The following is a 17,642-nucleotide window of genomic DNA, read 5'->3' as shown; positions in this document are numbered from 1 at the left end:
CCTGGTCGCGAGAACACCACTAACCCTACGCGTCTTGTCACCCTACGCGTCCCGTCATCCTAAGCGTCTTGCCGCTGTACCGGTACCATCGCTGGTGCGGCCGTGCACTGCGCTGGCGTAAAATTATGCAAGGAACGGGCCGATTTGGGAACCCGGACCAGCACGGAGAAGCGCGGATTTCGTGCTAGAATGGCAGCCAATTCGGCCATCAGTGTGGAGGAAACGCGCCATGAGACTGCTGACGCGACTGCTGATCGAAATCGCCGCTGCGGCCCTGCTTGTCGTCTGCATCACCGCCTCCAGCGCCGCGTTTGCGGCCGGCAAATCCGGCCGCAGCGCCGACGGTCTGAGCTGCGGCTTCACGGTCCCGCAAAATGCGTCTCCCGCGGCGCGCTGCGCCGCCATCAAGCGCCAATGCGGCGGCAAGTTTTACGCGAATGCGTGTGGGGGCCGGCTGGTGTCGGCGGCGAATTGAGTCGCGGCCGGGCGGCTCGCAAGCTCAGGCCGCCTTCGCCTGCACCGCATCGCAAAACTCGGCGAGACGATCCGCAAGCCGCAGCGTCGCGGGGCTCGCATTGGGCGCCGCCATCAGCGCCACCTCGGTCCGGTTGATCGGCTCAAAACCGTCTTTCGCCGTCAGCACGCGGTGGTCGGACTGGATCGACATCTCCGACAGGATGCTCAGGCCCATGCCGGCGGCAACCGCAGCCTGGATGCCGGCAAGGCTCGACGACGAATATGACATGTGCCAGGCGCGGCCGGCGCTTTCCAATGCATGGATGGCGCCGGCGCGGTAGAGGCAGCCGAGCGGAAAGCCGATCAGCGGCACCGACGACGCATTGACGTCGACCGGATGGCTCTTGCTGGTGACCCAGTGCACCCGCTCCGGCCACACCGCGATCGCGCCCTTCTCGCCGGCCTCGCGCTTGTACAGCGCCAGATCCAGCTCGCCGCGTTCGAGATCGCGGGCGAGGTTCTTGCTCTGGTCGGCGCGCACGTCCATGCGCAGGCCGGGATGCGAGCGCGCGAATGAGCCAAGCAGTTTCGCCAGCCGGTAGGCGGCAAAGTCCTCGGGAATGCCGAGCCGGATCGCGCCTTCGCTGTCGGGCTCGCGCAGCACGTCGCGTGCTTCTTCCGCAAGCGACAGCAGCCGCCGCGCATAGGACAGCAGCCGCTCGCCGGCCTCGGTCGGACGCACGTCCTTGCCGTCACGGTGCAGCAGCACCTGGCCGACGTCCTCCTCCAGCCGCTTGATCTGCTGGCTGACGGTCGATTGCGTGCGGTGGACACGCTCGCCGGCGCGGGTGAAGCCGCCGGCCTCGACCACCGAGACGAAGCTGCGCAGAAGCTCCAGATCGAGCATGGGCGCCTCCATTCGAAAATCAACTGATCAGAAGTTAATCATTTAATTTCCAAATGACAAGCCGGCGGCCTAGATCGAGGGTCAGAAGAAAAACATCCGAGAATGCCCTCATGTCGCTCGCCACCTCGCTTCCCGCAGCCCCCAGCCGCTTCAACACGCTGCCGCTCGCCATCGGCCTGTTTTGCCTGCTCTGGAGCTATGCCTTCGTCGCCGGCAAGATCGGCGTCACCCATTGCCCGCCGCTGATCCTGCTCGCCGCGCGCTTCTCGCTCGCCGGCATTTTGATCCTGGGCGCCACGATGGTCCGCGGTGACTGGTCCCTGTCCTGGCGGGATGCCGCGATCTTCGCCGTGCTCGGCATCGCCAACAATGCGCTCTATCTCGGGCTTGGCTATACCGGCCTGCAATCGGTCTCCGCCGGCCTCGGCGGCCTGATCGTCTCGGCCAATCCGGTATTCACCGCCGCGTTAGCGGCCCTGCTGCTCGGCGAAGGCATGACCTGGCGCAAGGCGAGTGGCCTGCTGCTCGGCATTATCGGCGTGACGGCAATCGTCTGGCATCGCCTTTCGGTCGGCACCGATTCATGGCACGGCATCGTCTTCACCTTGGCCTCGCTCGCCTCCATCGTCGCCGGCACGATCCTGTTCAAGCTGCTCGCGCCCAAGGGAAGTCTGTGGATCGGCAACGGCGTGCAGAATCTCGCCGCCGGCCTCGTGCTGACGCCGGTCGCGTTCACCTTTGCCGACGTCCACGCCATCGACCTCACACCGGGCCTGATCGGCGCCTTCGCCTTCCTCGTGCTCGGTGGCTCGATCCTCGCTTACTGGCTCTGGTTTCATCTCCTGAAAGTGTGTGGCGCGACCGCTGCCAGCGCCTATCATTTCCTGATGCCGCCGCTCGGCATGCTGTTCGCCTTCCTCGTGCTCGGCGAGCATGTCGAGGCCCGCGACCTGCTCGGCATCATCCCGGTCGCACTCGGCATCTATCTGGTGACGCGACCGGCAAAGGCGGCCTCATAGGTGAGGCGGAGGCCGGCCATCTCCACATGCGTCATTGCGAGCGTAGCGAAGCAATCCAGAGTCTTTCCGCGGAGGCAGTCTGGATTGCTTCGTCGCTTCGCTCCTCGCAATGACGGGGAGGGAGTCTAATCCTTCCTGAACACAATCGACGCCATCCACCCCGTCATCAGCGCCATCGCCGCCGTGACCAGGCCGTAGATCAGGCCGTTCTGTCTTGCCGTCGTCGCGACGAACTGCTCGAAACCGACCTTGACGATCTCGAAGGCGGTCTCGGTCTTGCCGATGAACGCGCCGCCCGCGAACAGCTTGATCTCGACCTCATAGGTGCCGATCGGCACCTCCGCCGGCAGGGGAATGCCGGTGCGGAACAGCGTCGGTGTCAGGAACGTCACGGCGCTCGCATCCTCGCGATAGAGGCCACGTTCAGTGCGCAGGCGAATGAAGGCGGAGCGGAACGCATCGTTCGGCACCACGTCGGCATAGTCGCCGCTGACACGCTGGGTCAGCAGCACGTTGTTGAGCCCGATCTGCTGCCGCCGCGCGATCTCGGGCGAGGTGATGACGTCGAACGGGCGGTTGGCGAACAGCGCCAGATAGCTCGGCACTTGCAGGAACTGCCGGTAGTCGGTGTTGATCCAGATGCCGAAGGTGCGCTCCTTGCGCCGCGTCACCATGTCGGCGCGCGGGCCCATCACGGTGACGACGAGATCGTAAGCCGTGCGGTCGGCAGGCGTCGTCGTGTCCTTCTCGACCGAGCCGAACAGCACCAGCTCCTCGCCGGAATAATTCGGTGTCACCGTGACACGGTGGTTGGAGACCGACACGATCAGCCGTTCGGCTCGCGCGGCGCCGCCGAGCAGCAGGACGAGAACGATTGCGAGAAGCGCGCGCATCATCCGCTCACCCCCAATTCGCGAATCGTGAAGAGGTCCTCGGGCCGGATCACGAGCTCGATCGCGAAGCGGACGCCGACCGAGAGGATCAAGAGGCCCAGCAGCAGCCGCAGCTGCTCGCCGCGGATCTTCTGGCCGGCACGTGCCCCGAACTGCGCGCCGGTGACGCCGCCGACCATCAGGATCAGCGCCAGCACGGCATCGACCAGGTGATTGGTCACCGCGTGCAGCATGGTGGCGAACAGCATGGTGACGAGCGTGAGGACCATCGAAGTCCCGATCACCGTCGAGGTCGGCACCCTGAGCACGTAGATCATGATCGGCACGAGAATGAAGCCGCCGCCGATGCCCATGATGGCGCCGATGAAGCCGATCACGACGCCGACGATCACGACGGGGATGACCGAGAGGTAGATCTTCGAGCGCTTGAACCGCATCTTCAGCGGCAGGCCGTGGATCCAGTTGTGGGTGCGGCGCGGCGGCACCGCGCCGCGACGGGTCCGCATCAGGGCGCGCAGGCCTTCGGAGAACATCAGGCTGCCGACCGTGGTGAGCAGCACGACATAGGATAGCGCGATCATCAGATCGAGCTGGCCGAGTGCGCGAAGCTGCGTGAAGGTCCACACGCCGAGTGCCGTCCCGGTCACGCCGCCACAGAGCAATACGCTCGCCAGCGCCGGATCGATCGCGCGCCGCCGCCAATAGGTGAGGGCACCGGAGAAGGAGGAGGCCGCGATGTGGCTCGCGACGGAGGCGACCGCGACCGCCGGCGTGATGCCGATGAAGATCAACAGCGGCGTCATCAGGAAGCCGCCACCGATCCCGAACATGCCGGAGACGAAGCCCACCGCCGCGCCCATCGCCAGCACCAGGAAGACGTTGACCGGAAGATCGGCGATCGGGAGATAGAGCTGCATTGAACCACGCGCCAAGCGAGACGGATCGATTGCGCGGAATGCTCGCGGGGGAGGTCGGAACGATTGCCGCGTCCCTCAATAGCGGAATTCGATGCCGGGCGCGCTCGGTAAATTTGCGGGTGGTGAATGAGCTAAGACGGATCAGATGGTCGCTTCACTGCGCGATCTCGCCACCATCTCCGCTGTCATGCCCCGGCTTGACCGGGGCATCCAGTACGCCGCGGCCGTTGTTGTGAGAGAGAGCTCCTTAACGCCGGCCTCTGGAATACTGGGTCGCCCGGTCAAGCCGGGCGACGACGAGAGGAGAGAGCGTCCTAAACCGCTTAGTGCGCCGCCGACGCCGACTTCTTCGTCGCAACAGCCTTCGGCGCAGGCTTGGCGTTCGCCTGCGGCGCGCTGTCCCAGCCGCCGTTCGGGGCGGGAACGTTGACGGCGTCGTCAGGCTGCGGCTCGGCGCTGAAAGTCTGGATCGCGAGCTTGGCGGCGGCGAGCGATTGCGGGTCGAGGCGCTTGGCGACGTCGTCGCGCTTGCCGGACGCATCCGCATCGCCCTGGGCAGCGGCCAGGCTGAACCATTTGTAGGACTCGGCGAGGTTCTGCTCGACGCCGATGCCGCGGGCATAGAGGATGCCGAGGTTGAACTGGCTGTCGGCGACGCCGCGATCGGCGGCTTTGCGGAACCACTGCGCCGCGCTCTTGTAGTTGGCGCCGCGTCCGCCGCCGTCGGCATCGAGCACCGCGAGGTTGTGCATGGCCTTGGCGTTGCCGCGCTCGGCGGCCTGCGTGTAATAGCGGCGGGCGATATCGGCGTCCTTCTTCACGCCGAGGCCCTTTTCATAGAGCGTGCCGAGGCGGAAGGTCGCGGGCACCACGCCGGCCTGGGCCGCGCGGTCGTACCATTTGGCGGCTTCGTCGTAGTTCGCAGCCACGCCCTTGCCCTCGGCAAAGCGCACACCGATTTCGTAGGCCGCGGTCGCATCGCCCTTCATCGCGGCCGTGCGCAAGCCCGGGCCACCGATGCCGTCGGGCAGCCTCTCGCTGGGCGGCACCGGCACCAGGCTGAGCCGCGCGCGGCTCGCGCCGGACAACGCGCCGGTGACGTCGCTCGACGCCGCAGGCGTGGGTGGCGCAGCGGCCGGGATTTGCGGGATTTCGACCGAAGCGGTGCCGCTCGGGCTCGTCATGGGCACCGGCGCGGCGTTGTTCAGCGACTGCTTTCCAAGCGGCGTCGGCGAGGTCATCGAGGGCGTGACCTGTTCCGGCGCCGCGGGCTTGATCTCGACGGGCGGCGCGGCCCGCGGCGCGGGCTCGCTCGAAGTATTCTCCATCGCCTGCGGTGCCGGCGGCGCACTGCTGCCGCCATCGAGCAGGTTCATCGCCATCTTGAAAGTGCCGAGCACGATCACGACCACGCTCGCGCCGACCAGCAGCGAGCGGATCTTCGAAGTGATGGTCGAGCCACCTTCCTGGCCCTTGTCCTTGGCGCGGGCGATAGCGGCCTTGGCGCCACGGGCCGGCTTCTCGGGCGGCTGCGCGGCGGCGGCCTGAGCGGCGCGGCGTGCGGCGGCGATGAAGCTCGACGACGACACCGGCTCCTTCGGCGCGGCGGGGATTTCGCTGATCGCGCTCTCGGACGCGGCAATGCGCTCCGACGGCGTGGCGACGCGGCCGCCCGGCCGTGTGCCCGGCTCGAGCGGATGATCCGGCGGCAATTCCGGCGCGATCGCGGCGCGCGCGGGCGCGGTGTGCGGCTCCAGGATTTCGCTGATCGCGCGCGGCGGAACAGGCGCCGCCATCGGCATCGGCGGCGGCGCGGCAGGTGCTGCGGCGTGGAATTCGCGCGGTGCGGCGACGAAGGAGGACTGAGCCGGCTGTTGTGTGGCTGCCGGGTTCGGCAGCTCGGGCTTGGGATCGTATTTCGGCTGCTGCTGCGCTTGCTGCCGTGGCTCGCGCGCCATCGGCTCGCGCTCCATCGGGGCGGCCATCGGCATGGGCATCGGCTGCGGCGCAGGCGCCGGCGGGGCGGTGCGCACCGCCCGCAGATCGCCCTCGATCATCGAGAGGCGATCGACGACGTGGCCGAGCGCGCTGTGGACTGCGTCGAGCGAATCCTGGGTGCTGCGGTTGGTCTCGGCGTGGCTGAAGCGGATGTCGGAAAGCTCGCGCTTGACGAGATCGACCACTCCGGAATCGACCGGCGGTGCCGAACTGCGGCTTTCGGCGAGGGCCGAATAGGTCGCCTGCTGCCGCTCGAGGTGCCGCAGGATGTCGTGCAGCCCGTCCTCGACGCGGCTCAGATTGCCGTTGCGTGGATCGGAGGCAGCCTCGATCCGCTCGAGCAGATACGAGACGCGCTGTTCGAGATGGGCGAAGGTCGATGCGGAGTCGCTGCCGACCTGCATGCGGTCGAAACGGTCCGACAGCGCCCGGATCGCGGCTTCCAGATGCTCGCTGCTCTCGGACGGCTGAGGCCGCTCGCGCGTCTCCAGCGCGGCGGTGAGCGCCGCGATGCGCTGCTCGAGCACGGCAAAACTGTCGCTGGGGCCGGACGAGCGGGTGACCTGGTCGACCTTGGACGACAGCAGCTGCACGTCTTCGGAAAGCCGTGCCAGCGCCTCGTTGGAGGCGACGTTGGAGACGATGCCGCGCAGCGCCGAGATCGCACCTTCGAGCTGTCGCACGGTCGAGGGATCGTCATTGGCGCGCAGGATCAGGTCGAGCTTGGCGCCGAGATTGCGGATCGCCTCATCATAGCCGGTGAGCTGCTCGGCCGGCGTCAGCGTGCGCAGCACCTGCTTGATCTCGGACAGTGCGTGCTCGATGCCGGACAGCACCTGACCGTCGGTGCCGGACGAGCGGGTCTCGTCGATCCGACGGTGCAGCGAGCGGATCTCGTTCTCGATCGATTCGATCGCGCGGCGCGGCATCGCTTCGGTGATGGCGTTACGGATCTCGGCGAGCTCGGCGCGGAAGCCGTTGATCGCCTGCTCGGTATTGTCAGGACGCTGGAGCGACTCGATCTGGCTCGTGATCTTGAGCAGATGGCGCTCGAGCGACGAGAAATCCGGCCCCGGCTGCGGTGGCGGCGGAGCGTAGGCGGGCGCGGGCGGCGCCATCGGAGGCATGTAAGGAGCGGCAGCGGGGGCAATCGACGGCGCGGCGCGCGGCGGCATCTGGCGTGGCGCGAAGCCGTCAAGCTCGCTCTGCCGCGCCGTGATCTCGGCGACGGCGACGTCGAACGACGCGGGGCTCAGGGGTGGCGAGTTACGATAGACCTGGGCTGCCGCGCGCTCGACCGCATCGGCCTGGCGCTGGCGCGTTTCAACGGGTGACGGGGCAGGGGCTGGCCGCGGCGCCTGGGGCTGCGGGCGGGAGATTTGCGATAGCCGGGCATCGAGCCGCGAGATTGCGTCGTTGAGCTGGCGTGCGACGCCCTGCTCGCGCGAGACGTCCGGTCGCGACGCGTCCTGTCGCGAAGCGTCCTGGCGCGGTGCGGGCTTCGAAATCCGTTCGATCTGCTGGGTGATCGCGTCGAGCCGCTGGTGGATGTCGGCGACTTCGCGACTCTCCTGGCTCGGGGCCTGGTAAGCTGGTGCCTGGCTCGGCATCTGCTGCGGACGCTGGTCGTAAGGTCCGCGAAAGTTTGGCGGGGCAGTCTCGCCGAGCGTGGAGTTCAGCCAATCGTTGAGTGACATGCCGGCTCTGCGCGCAGCAGCTTCGGCCCGCTCCCGAACGGAGGGATCGATGCCGTCAACACTCCACGATACGCGCGAATTCATGACTCTGTCCGGTTCCGACTCCGGCGCCCCACCCGGCGCCTCCAGTCTCCCCACGCGTGCCGGTTGCAAAGACAATCGGATTTGACGCGGGTCGTCTGCCTCGAAAACCGACTTTTGTCTGTTACGGTAAATAACGGGTTAAGGAACCCGTTGACGGTGTCTTAAAGTTGGGCGGCGGGAACCCGGGGGGCTTGCACTCATGCTCGTCATGGCCGGGACAAGCCCGGCCATGACGAAGCGGAGGCTCCCTCAGCCCTTCCCCTCGCGCTTGCCATCCTCGAGCGGCACGACCGTACCCTTGCCGCTCATCGCCGACAGCGCCTCGAGGGCCTCCTCGCAGAAGTCGGCGACCATCTGTTCGTGCCGGGCACCGAGCTGGAGCAGCAGCAGATTGCCGAGGTCGAGCACATCAGATGCCGTTCCTTCCGGAAAACGCTTCTTGAGGATGCGCTCGTAATTGGCGTGGCGGTCGCGGTGGTGCTCCAGCCGGGCCATCAGGTCGGCGCGCATGGGCTCGATGTCGATGCTGTCGAGCGCGTGCAGCCGGACCAGAAGGTCGTCCTTGATCGAGGGGGGCGTGCTTGGCCGCGCGGCCCAGTGCCGCAGTGCTGTTCGCCCTTCCGGAGTGAGCGTATAGATGAGCTTATTGGGTTTGCCTGATTGCACGACCTCGCGGCCCTGGATGTAGCCCCGGTCGCGCAGCTTGGAGAGCTCGCGGTAGATTTGCTGGTGGTCGGCCTTCCAGAAGAAGCCGATCGAGGAGTCGAACGTCTTGGCGAGCTCGTAGCCCGTCATCGGACGTTCCGTCAGGCATGCGAGGATTGCGTCGCCCAGCGCCATGGCTTCAGCTCCCTTTCGAGGTCGGTCCCGACCAATTGACTTGACTTTATGCGTATTGGTGCATATGCGTCAATGTGCATATGAGGTGACCGAAGGCCGGGGCTCAATACCCGACCCAAAAACCCAGCGGAATCAAGCTCATCGCTACTGTGCATGGGGTTGTTTTCGATTTTTTTGCCAAGGCCTTTACCTAGGGAGGCATCGTCAATGACCGGTCTCGACTCCTGGTACGCCTTCATGAAGTCCCATGATGCCAAAGCGCTCTGGGACTTGCTGCATCCCGACGCCGTGTTCGAGAGCCCCGTGGTGCATTCGCCCCAGCGCGGCCGCGACATCACCTTCAAATATCTCGCCAGCGCCGAGAAGGTGCTCGGCGGCCCGGGCTTCACCTATGTCGGCGAGTGGCGCAGCGCTGATGGCGCCGTGCTCGAATTCAAGAATGTCATCGACGGCATCGAGATCAACGGTGTCGACATCATCACCTTCGATGCCGAGGGCCGCATCACCCATTTCAAGGTGATGGTGCGTCCGCTCAAGGCGATCAACATGCTGCACCGCCTGATGGCGGAGCAGCTGGCCGCAGCCCAATCCTAAGCCAACATCATCACTTCAGACCGCATATCACTTCAAGGCTTGCCGGGAGACCACCATGCCGATCTACAAAGCCCCCGTCGAAGACGTGAACTTCCTGCTCAATGACGTCTTCCAGATCGACCGCTACGACAACCTCGCCGGCTTCTCCGATGCGTCGAGCGACGTGCGCGAAGCGATCCTCGGCGAAGCCGCCAAGCTCGCCGAAGAGGTGCTCCAGCCGCTCAATCGCGTCGGCGACCTCGAAGGCTGCAAGCGCGCCGATGACGGCAGCGTCACCACGCCGAAGGGTTTCAAGGACGCCTTCAAGCAGGTTGCCGAGGGCGGCTGGCTCGGTCTGTCAGCGCCAACCGAGTTCGGCGGGCAGGGGCTGCCAGTGACGCTCTCGCAAGCCGTCAACGAATTCCAGATCTCCGCCAACATGGCGTTCTCGATGTATGGCGGCCTCACCATGGGCGCGACTGCGGCGCTGATCGTTCACGGCTCGCCGGAGCAGAAGCAGACCTACGTGCCGAAGATGGTGGCCGGCGAGTGGACCGGCACCATGAACCTGACCGAGCCGCATTGCGGCACCGATCTCGGCATGCTCCGCACCAAGGCGGTGCGTCAGAGCGACGGCAGCTTCAAGATCACGGGCACCAAGATCTTCATCTCGGCCGGTGAGCATGATCTGGCGCCGAACATCATCCACCTCGTGCTCGCCCGCATCGAGGGGGCACCGGCCGGCATCAAGGGCGTGTCGCTGTTCGTGGTGCCGAAATTCCTGGTGAATGCCGACGGTTCGGTCGGCGCCCGCAATGGCGTCGTCTGCGGCTCGATCGAGCACAAGATGGGCATCCATGGCAATTCCACCTGCGTGATGAACTACGACAGCGCCACCGGCTGGCTGATCGGCGAAGAGAACAAGGGCATGCAGGGCATGTTCGTGATGATGAACGAGGCCCGCCTCGGCGTCGCCGTGCAGGGCCTCGCGCAGTCCGAGGTCGCCTATCAGAACGCGGTCGCCTATGCCCGCGAGCGCATCCAGGGCCGCTCGCTGACCGGCACCAAGGCGCCGGACAAGCAAGCTGATCCGATCATCGTGCATCCCGACGTGCGCCGCACGCTGCTCTCGATCCGCGCCTTCAACGAGGCCGCGCGCGCCTTCGTGATGTGGACCGCGCTGAAGAGCGACGTCGCGCACCGCTCCGAGGATCCCAAGGACCGCCAGGCCGCCGACGACCACATGGGCCTGATGACCCCGGTGCTGAAGGGTTTTCTCACCGATTACGGCTTCGCCAATGCCGTGCAGGCGCAGCAGATGTATGGCGGTCACGGCTACATCGCCGAGCAGGGCATGGAGCAGTTCGTGCGCGATGCGCGCATCGCCATGATCTATGAAGGCGCCAACGGCATCCAGGCGCTCGACCTGGTCGGCCGCAAGCTGCCGCGCGACGGCGGCCGCGCCATCATGGCCTTCTTCGGCGAGGTCATGGCCTTCGCCAAGGAGAATGGCGGCGACGAGGCGCTCAAGCCTTTCATCACCCCGCTCTCGGCCTCGCTCGGCCATCTCCAGCAGGCCACGACGTGGCTGATGCAGAACGCGATGATGAAGCCGGACAATGCCGGCGCTGCCGCAACCGATTACCTGCATCTCTTCGGCTTCGTCGCGCTCGGCTACATGTGGGCGAAGATGGCGAAGGTGACGAATGCCAAGATTGCCGAGAGCGGGGCGACGCCCTATCTCTCGACCAAGCTCGTCACCGGCCGCTTCTTCATGGAGCGGATGCTGCCGGAAACCGCGGCCAATCTCGCCCGCATCCAGGCTGGCTCCGCCACCATCATGGAATTGCCGGCGGAAGCGTTCTGAGGATTTCGCTTCACCAATGATCCCGATCGCGCTGCGGTCGTAACCAATAACTGCAATCAGGAGGCTCCCATGGCAGATGCCTATATTTACGATCACGTCCGCACCCCTCGCGGCCGCGGCAAGGCCGACGGTTCGCTGCACGAAGTGACCGCGCTCGCGCTCGCCACCGTGCCGCTGAAGGCGCTGAAGGACCGCAACAACCTGCCGGAAGATTCCGTCGACGACGTCGTGCTCGGCGTGGTCGATCCGGTCGGCGAAGCCGGCTCCGACATCGCGCGCTTCGCTGCGCTGAAAGCCGGCCTCGGCGAAGCCGTCCCCGGCGTGCAGATCAGCCGTTTCTGCGCCTCCGGCCTGGATGCCGTAAACTTTGCCGCAGCCCAGGTGATGAGCGGCCAGCATGAGCTGGTGATCGGTGGCGGCGCCGAATCCATGAGCCGCGTCGGCATCGGCGCCTCCGGCGGCGCCTGGCCGATGGACCCCTCGATGGCGGTGCCGTCCTACTTCATGCCGCAGGGCGTCTCGGCCGACCTGATCGCCACGAAGTACGGCTTCTCGCGCGACGACGTCGATGCCTACGCCGTGCAGAGCCAGCAGCGCGCCGCAAAATCCTGGGAGGAAGGCCGCTTCGGCAAGTCGATCGTGCCGGTGAAGGACATCAACGGCCTCACCATCCTCGCCAAGGACGAGCACATGCGTCCCTCGACGACGATGCAGTCGCTGGCCCAACTGCAGCCGTCGTTCACGATGATGGCGCAGATGGGCGGCTTCGACGGCGTCGCCGTGCAGTCGCACCCCGAGATCGAGCGGGTCAACTACGTGCACCACGCCGGCAACTCCTCGGGCATCGTCGATGGCGCCGGCGCCGTGCTGCTCGGCAGCAAGGAAGCGGCCAGCAAGTACGGCCTGAAACCGCGCGCAAAAATCCGCGCGTTTGCCAACATCGGCTCCGAGCCGGCGATGATGCTGACCGGTCCGGTCGACGTCACCGAAAAGCTGTTCGCGCGTTCCGGCATGAAGAAGTCGGACATCGACCTGTTCGAGCTCAACGAGGCCTTCGCCTCGGTCGTGCTGCGCTACATCCAGGCCTTCGACATCGACAACGCCAAGATCAACGTCAATGGCGGCGCGATCGCGCTCGGCCATCCGCTCGGCGCCACCGGGGCGATGATCCTGGGCACCGTGCTCGACGAGCTCGAGCGCACCAACAAGTCCACCGCCCTCGTCACGCTGTGCATCGGCGGCGGCATGGGCACCGCGACCATCATCGAGCGCGTCTAAGGGTAGGGAGCAACCAACATGGCTTACAAGAATTTCAAGGTTGAGACCGATTCCGACGGCATCGCGCTCGTCACCTGGGACATCCCGGGCCGTTCGATGAACGTGCTCGACGAGACCTCGACCAGCGAGCTCGACGCGATCGTCAAGGAAACCACGGCGGATGCCGCGGTGAAAGGCGTCGTCATCACCTCCGCTAAGGAAGCGTTCTGCGCCGGCGCGGACTTGTCGATGCTCGAAGGCATGAACCAGGCCTACGCAAAAGTCTTCAAGGACCAAGGCGAGACCGCGGCAAATCAGATGCTGTTCGACCAGGCCCGGCGCTTCTCGCTGGTGCTGCGCTCGATCGAAACGTCAGGCAAGCCGTGGGCGGCCGCGATCAACGGCCTCGCGCTCGGCGGCGGTTTCGAGATCACGCTGTGCTGCCACTATCGCGTGGCGGCGGAGAATCCCAAGACCCGCCTCGGCCTGCCCGAGGTCAAGGTCGGCCTGTTTCCCGGCGCCGGCGGCACGCAGCGCGTGCCGCGGCTGGTGCCGCCGCAGGATGCGATGACGATCCTGCTCAAGGGCGATCCTGTTACGGTCGAGAAGGCCAAGGCGCTGAACCTCATTCACGCCATCGTTCCCGCTGCCGAGCTCGTCAAGGCGGCGAAGGACTGGATCAAGGGTGGCGGCAAGGCCGTCGCGCCCTGGGACGAGAAGGGTTTCAAGCTGCCGGGCGGTCCGGTGTTCTCCAAGGCCGGCATGATGATGTTCCCGGCCGGCAACGCCATCTATCGCCGCGAGACCTACGACAACTACCCGGCCGCGCGCGCCATCATGAGCTGCGTCTATGAAGGGCTGCAGCTGCCGATCGACGCCGCGCTTCGCGTGGAGTCGCGCTACTTCACCTCGGTGCTGCGCTCGAAGGAGGCGGCGGCGATGATCCGCAGCCTGTTCCTGTCGATGCAGGAGCTCAACAAGGGTGCGCGCCGTCCGAAGGACGTGCCCGCAACCAAGGTGAAGAAGATCGCCGTGATCGGCGCCGGCTTCATGGGTGCGAGCGTCGGTTACGTTTCGGCACGCGCCGGCCTCGACGTCGTCCTGATCGACCGCGACCAGGCGAGCGCCGACAAGGGCAAGGCGCATGCGCAGAAGGTGATCGAGGAGCAGATCAAGAAGGGTCGCGCCAAGCCGGGTGATGCCGAGGCTCTGCTCGCGCGCATCACGCCGACCGCCGACTACGCCGCGTTGAAGGACGTCGACCTCGTCATCGAGGCCGTGTTCGAGGACCGCAAGGTCAAGGCCGAGACCTTTGCCAAGGCGCAGGAATATCTGAAGCCCGACGTGATCTTCGCCTCGAACACCTCGACCTTGCCGATCACCTCGCTGGCCGAGGGCTTCAAGGACCAGGGCAAGTTCGTCGGCATCCACTTCTTCTCGCCGGTCGAGAAGATGATGCTGGTCGAGATCATCAAGGGCAAGAACACCGGCGATGTCGCGCTCGCGACCGCGCTCGATTACGTCCGGCAGATCGGCAAGACGCCGATCGTCGTCAACGACTCCAGAGGCTTCTTCGCCAATCGCTGCGTCGGCCGTTACGTCGCCGAAGGCAACGAGATGTTTTTGGAAGGCGTCCCGCCGGCGATGATCGAGAACTGCGCCAAGATGGCCGGCATGCCGGTCGGTCCGCTCTCGCTCTCGGACGAAGTCGCGCTCGACCTCGGCCTCAAGATCATGAAGGCGACCGAAGCCGATCTCGGCCCCAACGCCATCAACCCCGACCAGAAGAAGCTGATGGTGGAGCTGGTCGAGAAGCAGGGCCGCCTCGGCCGCAAGAACAGCAAGGGTTTTTACGACTATCCCGAGAAGGGCAAGGGTCAGAAGAGCCTGTGGCCGGGCCTCTCGGCGTTGCAGCCGAAGCAGCTCGATCCTGACACGCTCGATATCGAGGAGCTGAAGCAGCGCTTCCTGGTGGTGCAGGCGGTGGAAGCCGCGCGCACGGTCGAGGATCACGTCATCACCGATCCGCGTGAAGCGGATGTCGGCTCGATCCTCGGTTTCGGTTTCGCGCCGTTCACTGGCGGCACGCTGTCCTACATCGACTTCATGGGCACGAAGACCTTCGTCGAGCTCTGTCACAAGCTCGAGGCGAAGTACGGCTCACGCTTCACGCCGCCGAAATTGCTCGAGGAGATGGCGGCGAAGGGCGAGACCTTCTACGGCCGCTTCGCACCGAAGAAGGCGGCCTGAGCGACGCAGAATCAAAAAGGCCGGATCATCGATCCGGCCTTTTCTTCTTCGGTCTTGCGAGCGCTTACTTCGCCTGCGCCAGCCCTTCCTTCTTCAGGGCCTCCTGCACCTGCGGCCGCGCTGCGACACGGGTTTTGTAGGCGGCGAGGTTCGGCATCGCCGAGAAGTCGAACTTCATCCGGTCGGCCCAGGTCAGCATCGTAAAGAGATAGCCGTCGGCCACCGTGAACTGCTTGCCCATGAGGTAGTCGCGGCCGGCGAGCTGGCTGTCGATGTATTTCAGCTTGCCTATGACGCGATCCCTGAAGAACGCTTTGGCTTCGTCGTTCAACGCCGGCGCGAACATCGGGCCGAAGTTCTTGTGAACCTCTGAGGTGAGGAAGTTCAGCCATTCGAGCAGCTTGTAGCGCTCGGAGCTGCCATGGGCCGGCGTCAGCCCCTTGGCGGACGCCTGGTCGGCGATCATCTGGACAATGACCGGGCCTTCGGTCACGATCTCGCCGCTGTCGAGGCCCAGCGCGGGGACCTGACCCTTCGGATTAACCTTTAGATAATCCTCACCATTTTCGAGCTTCTTGGCCCGGATATCGACCTTGACCAGCTCGTAGGGCAGGCCGGCTTCCAGGAGCGCGATGTGGGGGGACAGCGAGCAGGCGCCGGGCGAGTAATAGAGTTTCATGGAATTTCCTCCTCTTTTGGCTTGGCTCAGGCGAAACAACGCCTACATGCACCTGCATGAAATAGCAAGATTGATGCAGATGCATCGAATGGGGTAAGAGACGGGCGACGAGCTTGAGCGAGACCATGAAACGCAAACCATCGACCGAGGCAACATCAGCCTGGATCCGCCTGATGCGGGTGCAGAGCCGCGTGCTCGATTGTGTCGAGCAGGACCTGAAGAAGGCGGGGTTCCCGCCGCTGGCCTGGTACGACGCGCTGCTCGAACTGTCGCGCGCACCTTCGGGCGAGCTGCGGCCGGTGGAGCTCGAGCGGCAGATGCTGATCCCGCAATATTCCACCTCGCGTCTGATCGACCGCCTGGTCGACGAGGGCCTTGCCTCCCGGCGCGAATGCAAGATCGACAAGCGTGGCCAGTTCGTGGAGATCACGGAAGCCGGCCGCGAGTTGCAGAAGCGGATGTGGGGCGCCTACTCCGCTGCGATCGAGAAATATGTCGGCTCGAAACTGTCCGATGCCGATGCCGTCAAGCTCAGTGGTCTGCTCGACCGTCTGGGCTGCTCGTGCGGTGAGATGAAGCTGCCGCCCGTCGCCCAAACCAACGCTAACACCAACGAAACCACGCCGACGCGATGATCGCGCGGCAAACCAGCTCGTCCGTGCGCCCGGTGGGTTCGCGGACCATCCCCGTCACCCGCGCGCGTTCGGTCGAAGCGCCCCTTTTGATTAGAGTTTGATATGGCGCGAGACCAGATCGATATGACGCCGCTGCAATCGCGCGACGAACTCGTCGCGTGGTTCGAGGCCGGCTGCAAGGACCCGTCCGAATTTCGCATGGGCACCGAGCACGAGAAGACGCCATTCACGCTCGAAGGCCACCGTCCGGTGCCTTACGAGGGTGCGCGCGGCATCGGCGCGCTGCTCGAAGGCATGAAGCTCCTGCTCGGCTGGGAGCCGATCATGGAGAAAGGCAACATCATCGGCCTCTACGACGTCACCGGCGGCGGGGCGATCTCGCTCGAGCCGGGCGGACAGTTCGAGCTTTCCGGTGCGCCGGTCGAGAACGTGCATCAGACCCAGAGCGAGCTGATGGCGCATCTTGCACAGGTGCGCGAGATCGCAACCCCGCTCGGTATCGGCTTCCTCGGCCTCGGCATGACGCCGTCCTGGTCGCGCGCCGACATCCCGGTGATGCCCAAGGGCCGCTACAAGATCATGACCAACTACATGCCGAAGGTCGGCCAATACGGCCTCGACATGATGTACCGGACCTGCACGGTGCAGACCAATCTCGACTTCTCCTCCGAAGCCGACATGGTCAAGAAGCTGCGCGTTTCGCTCGCGCTTCAGCCGGTCGCAACCGCGTTGTTCGCAAACTCGCCGTTCACCGAGGGCAAGCCGAACGGTTTCCTCTCCTTCCGCTCCGAGATCTGGCGCGACACCGACAATGCGCGCTCCGGCATGATGCCCTGGGCGTTCGAGGACGGCATGGGTTTCGAGCGCTATGTCGACTACGCGCTCGACGTGCCCATGTATTTCGTCAAGCGCGGCGACGATTACATCGACGTGTCGGGCTCCTCGTTCCGCGCCTTCTTCGACGGCCGCAACAACAATCTGCCGGGCGAGCGTCCGACGCTGTCGGACTGGGCCAACCATCTCTCGACGATCTTCCCGGAGGTGCGGCTCAAGCGCTATCTGGAAATGCGCGGCTCCGACGGCGGTCCGTGGGGCCGTCTGCCGGCGCTGTCGGCGTTCTGGGCCGGGCTGCTCTATGACGACGTGTCGCTCGATGCCGCATGGGACCTGGTGAAGCACTGGAGCGCGCATGAACGCCAGGCCCTGCGCGACGACGTGCCGCGCTTCGGCTTCAAGGCGCGGATCAAGGATCACTATCTGTTCGAGATCGCCAAGGAATGCCTCGTTCTGGCACATGCCGGCCTGCGGCGGCGCGGCCGGATCGACCAGCTCGGCCGCGACGAGACCCGGCATCTGGAGCCGCTCGACCGCATCATCGATTCCGGCCGGACCCCGGCCGAGGAAATGCTTGAGAAGTTCAACGGCCCCTGGAACGGCTCCGTGGAACCGGCCTACACGGAATACGCTTTCTAGACCGACCGACGCTCAGAAGTTCAGCCGTTCATCGCCCATACAGGTTTGCGGCGATCAAATGACCGGCTGAAAAAACCTGAGCGTCGTCAATAACTCG

14 protein-coding genes are annotated in these 17,642 nt (G+C 65.4%); 8 read left to right on the top strand and 6 right to left on the bottom strand.

Annotation, left to right across the window (positions count from 1 at the left end; genetic code table 11):
* Window positions 1–229: 229 nt before the first annotated feature.
* Entirely contained in the window at window positions 230–475 is a 246-nt protein-coding gene (locus AC1RR3_RS30600; RefSeq protein ID WP_492827667.1) for a hypothetical protein, read from the top strand.
* A 24-nt stretch (window positions 476–499) separates the two neighbouring features.
* Here AC1RR3_RS30600 and AC1RR3_RS30595 read toward each other — a convergent pair whose 3' ends face one another.
* Entirely contained in the window at window positions 500–1,363 is an 864-nt protein-coding gene (locus AC1RR3_RS30595) for a LysR family transcriptional regulator (RefSeq protein ID WP_492827665.1), read from the bottom strand.
* Window positions 1,364–1,473: 110 nt separating this feature from the next.
* Here AC1RR3_RS30595 and AC1RR3_RS30590 point away from each other — a divergent pair, with 110 nt between their 5' ends.
* The gene (locus tag AC1RR3_RS30590; protein WP_492827663.1) at window positions 1,474–2,382 is read left to right on the top strand and encodes a DMT family transporter; all 909 of its coding nucleotides are present in this window, start codon (window positions 1,474–1,476) and stop codon (window positions 2,380–2,382) included.
* Window positions 2,383–2,507: 125 nt separating this feature from the next.
* On the opposite strand, the gene AC1RR3_RS30585 is transcribed toward AC1RR3_RS30590, so the two are convergent.
* The 4 genes from AC1RR3_RS30585 to AC1RR3_RS30570 form a co-directional block, all read right to left on the bottom strand.
* Window positions 2,508–3,278 (bottom strand): TIGR02186 family protein, encoded by a 771-nt coding sequence (locus AC1RR3_RS30585; RefSeq protein ID WP_492827661.1) that lies wholly within the window; start codon window positions 3,276–3,278, stop codon window positions 2,508–2,510.
* Complete coding sequence (locus AC1RR3_RS30580; protein WP_492827659.1) at window positions 3,275–4,192, bottom strand: sulfite exporter TauE/SafE family protein; 918 nt, start codon at window positions 4,190–4,192, stop codon at window positions 3,275–3,277. Before AC1RR3_RS30580 ends, AC1RR3_RS30585 begins: the two co-directional genes overlap by 4 nt.
* Window positions 4,193–4,515: 323 nt before the next feature.
* Entirely contained in the window at window positions 4,516–7,971 is a 3,456-nt protein-coding gene (locus AC1RR3_RS30575) for a tetratricopeptide repeat protein (RefSeq protein ID WP_492827657.1), read from the bottom strand.
* A 249-nt stretch (window positions 7,972–8,220) separates the two neighbouring features.
* Window positions 8,221–8,811, bottom strand: coding sequence for a PadR family transcriptional regulator (locus tag AC1RR3_RS30570; protein ID WP_492827655.1), 591 nt, complete (start codon window positions 8,809–8,811; stop codon window positions 8,221–8,223).
* A 207-nt stretch (window positions 8,812–9,018) separates the two neighbouring features.
* On the opposite strand from AC1RR3_RS30570, the gene AC1RR3_RS30565 reads away from it, so the two are divergent.
* The 4 genes from AC1RR3_RS30565 (at window position 9,019) to AC1RR3_RS30550 (ending at window position 14,758) form a co-directional block, all read left to right on the top strand.
* On the top strand, window positions 9,019–9,405 hold the full coding sequence (locus AC1RR3_RS30565; RefSeq protein ID WP_492827653.1) for a nuclear transport factor 2 family protein: 387 nt from the start codon (window positions 9,019–9,021) through the stop codon (window positions 9,403–9,405).
* 55 nt (window positions 9,406–9,460) lie between these two features.
* Window positions 9,461–11,251 carry an acyl-CoA dehydrogenase C-terminal domain-containing protein gene (locus tag AC1RR3_RS30560; protein WP_492827651.1) on the top strand — a complete coding sequence of 597 codons (1,791 nt, stop codon included), beginning with the start codon at window positions 9,461–9,463 and terminating at the stop codon, window positions 11,249–11,251.
* Between the two features lie 69 nt (window positions 11,252–11,320).
* Window positions 11,321–12,529, top strand: a complete 1,209-nt coding sequence (locus AC1RR3_RS30555) for an acetyl-CoA C-acetyltransferase (protein ID WP_492827649.1) — start codon at window positions 11,321–11,323, stop codon at window positions 12,527–12,529.
* Window positions 12,530–12,547: 18 nt separating this feature from the next.
* Window positions 12,548–14,758 (top strand): FAD-dependent oxidoreductase, encoded by a 2,211-nt coding sequence (locus tag AC1RR3_RS30550; protein ID WP_492827648.1) that lies wholly within the window; start codon window positions 12,548–12,550, stop codon window positions 14,756–14,758.
* Between the two features lie 64 nt (window positions 14,759–14,822).
* On the opposite strand, the gene gstA is transcribed toward AC1RR3_RS30550, so the two are convergent.
* The gene (gene gstA / locus AC1RR3_RS30545; RefSeq protein WP_492827647.1) at window positions 14,823–15,437 is read right to left on the bottom strand and encodes a glutathione transferase GstA; all 615 of its coding nucleotides are present in this window, start codon (window positions 15,435–15,437) and stop codon (window positions 14,823–14,825) included.
* A gap of 125 nt (window positions 15,438–15,562) precedes the next feature.
* On the opposite strand from gstA, the gene AC1RR3_RS30540 reads away from it, so the two are divergent.
* Both AC1RR3_RS30540 and AC1RR3_RS30535 read left to right on the top strand, forming a co-directional pair.
* Window positions 15,563–16,072, top strand: coding sequence for a MarR family winged helix-turn-helix transcriptional regulator (locus tag AC1RR3_RS30540; protein ID WP_492827646.1), 510 nt, complete (start codon window positions 15,563–15,565; stop codon window positions 16,070–16,072).
* A gap of 102 nt (window positions 16,073–16,174) precedes the next feature.
* Entirely contained in the window at window positions 16,175–17,545 is a 1,371-nt protein-coding gene (locus tag AC1RR3_RS30535; RefSeq protein ID WP_492827644.1) for a glutamate--cysteine ligase, read from the top strand.
* Window positions 17,546–17,642: the final 97 nt, after the last annotated feature.

This window comes from Bradyrhizobium sp. GW821-FHT13H05 (genome assembly GCF_058804065.1).
Note: the sequence above shows the minus strand (reverse complement) of the source record. Positions and strands in the feature narration are given on the sequence as shown.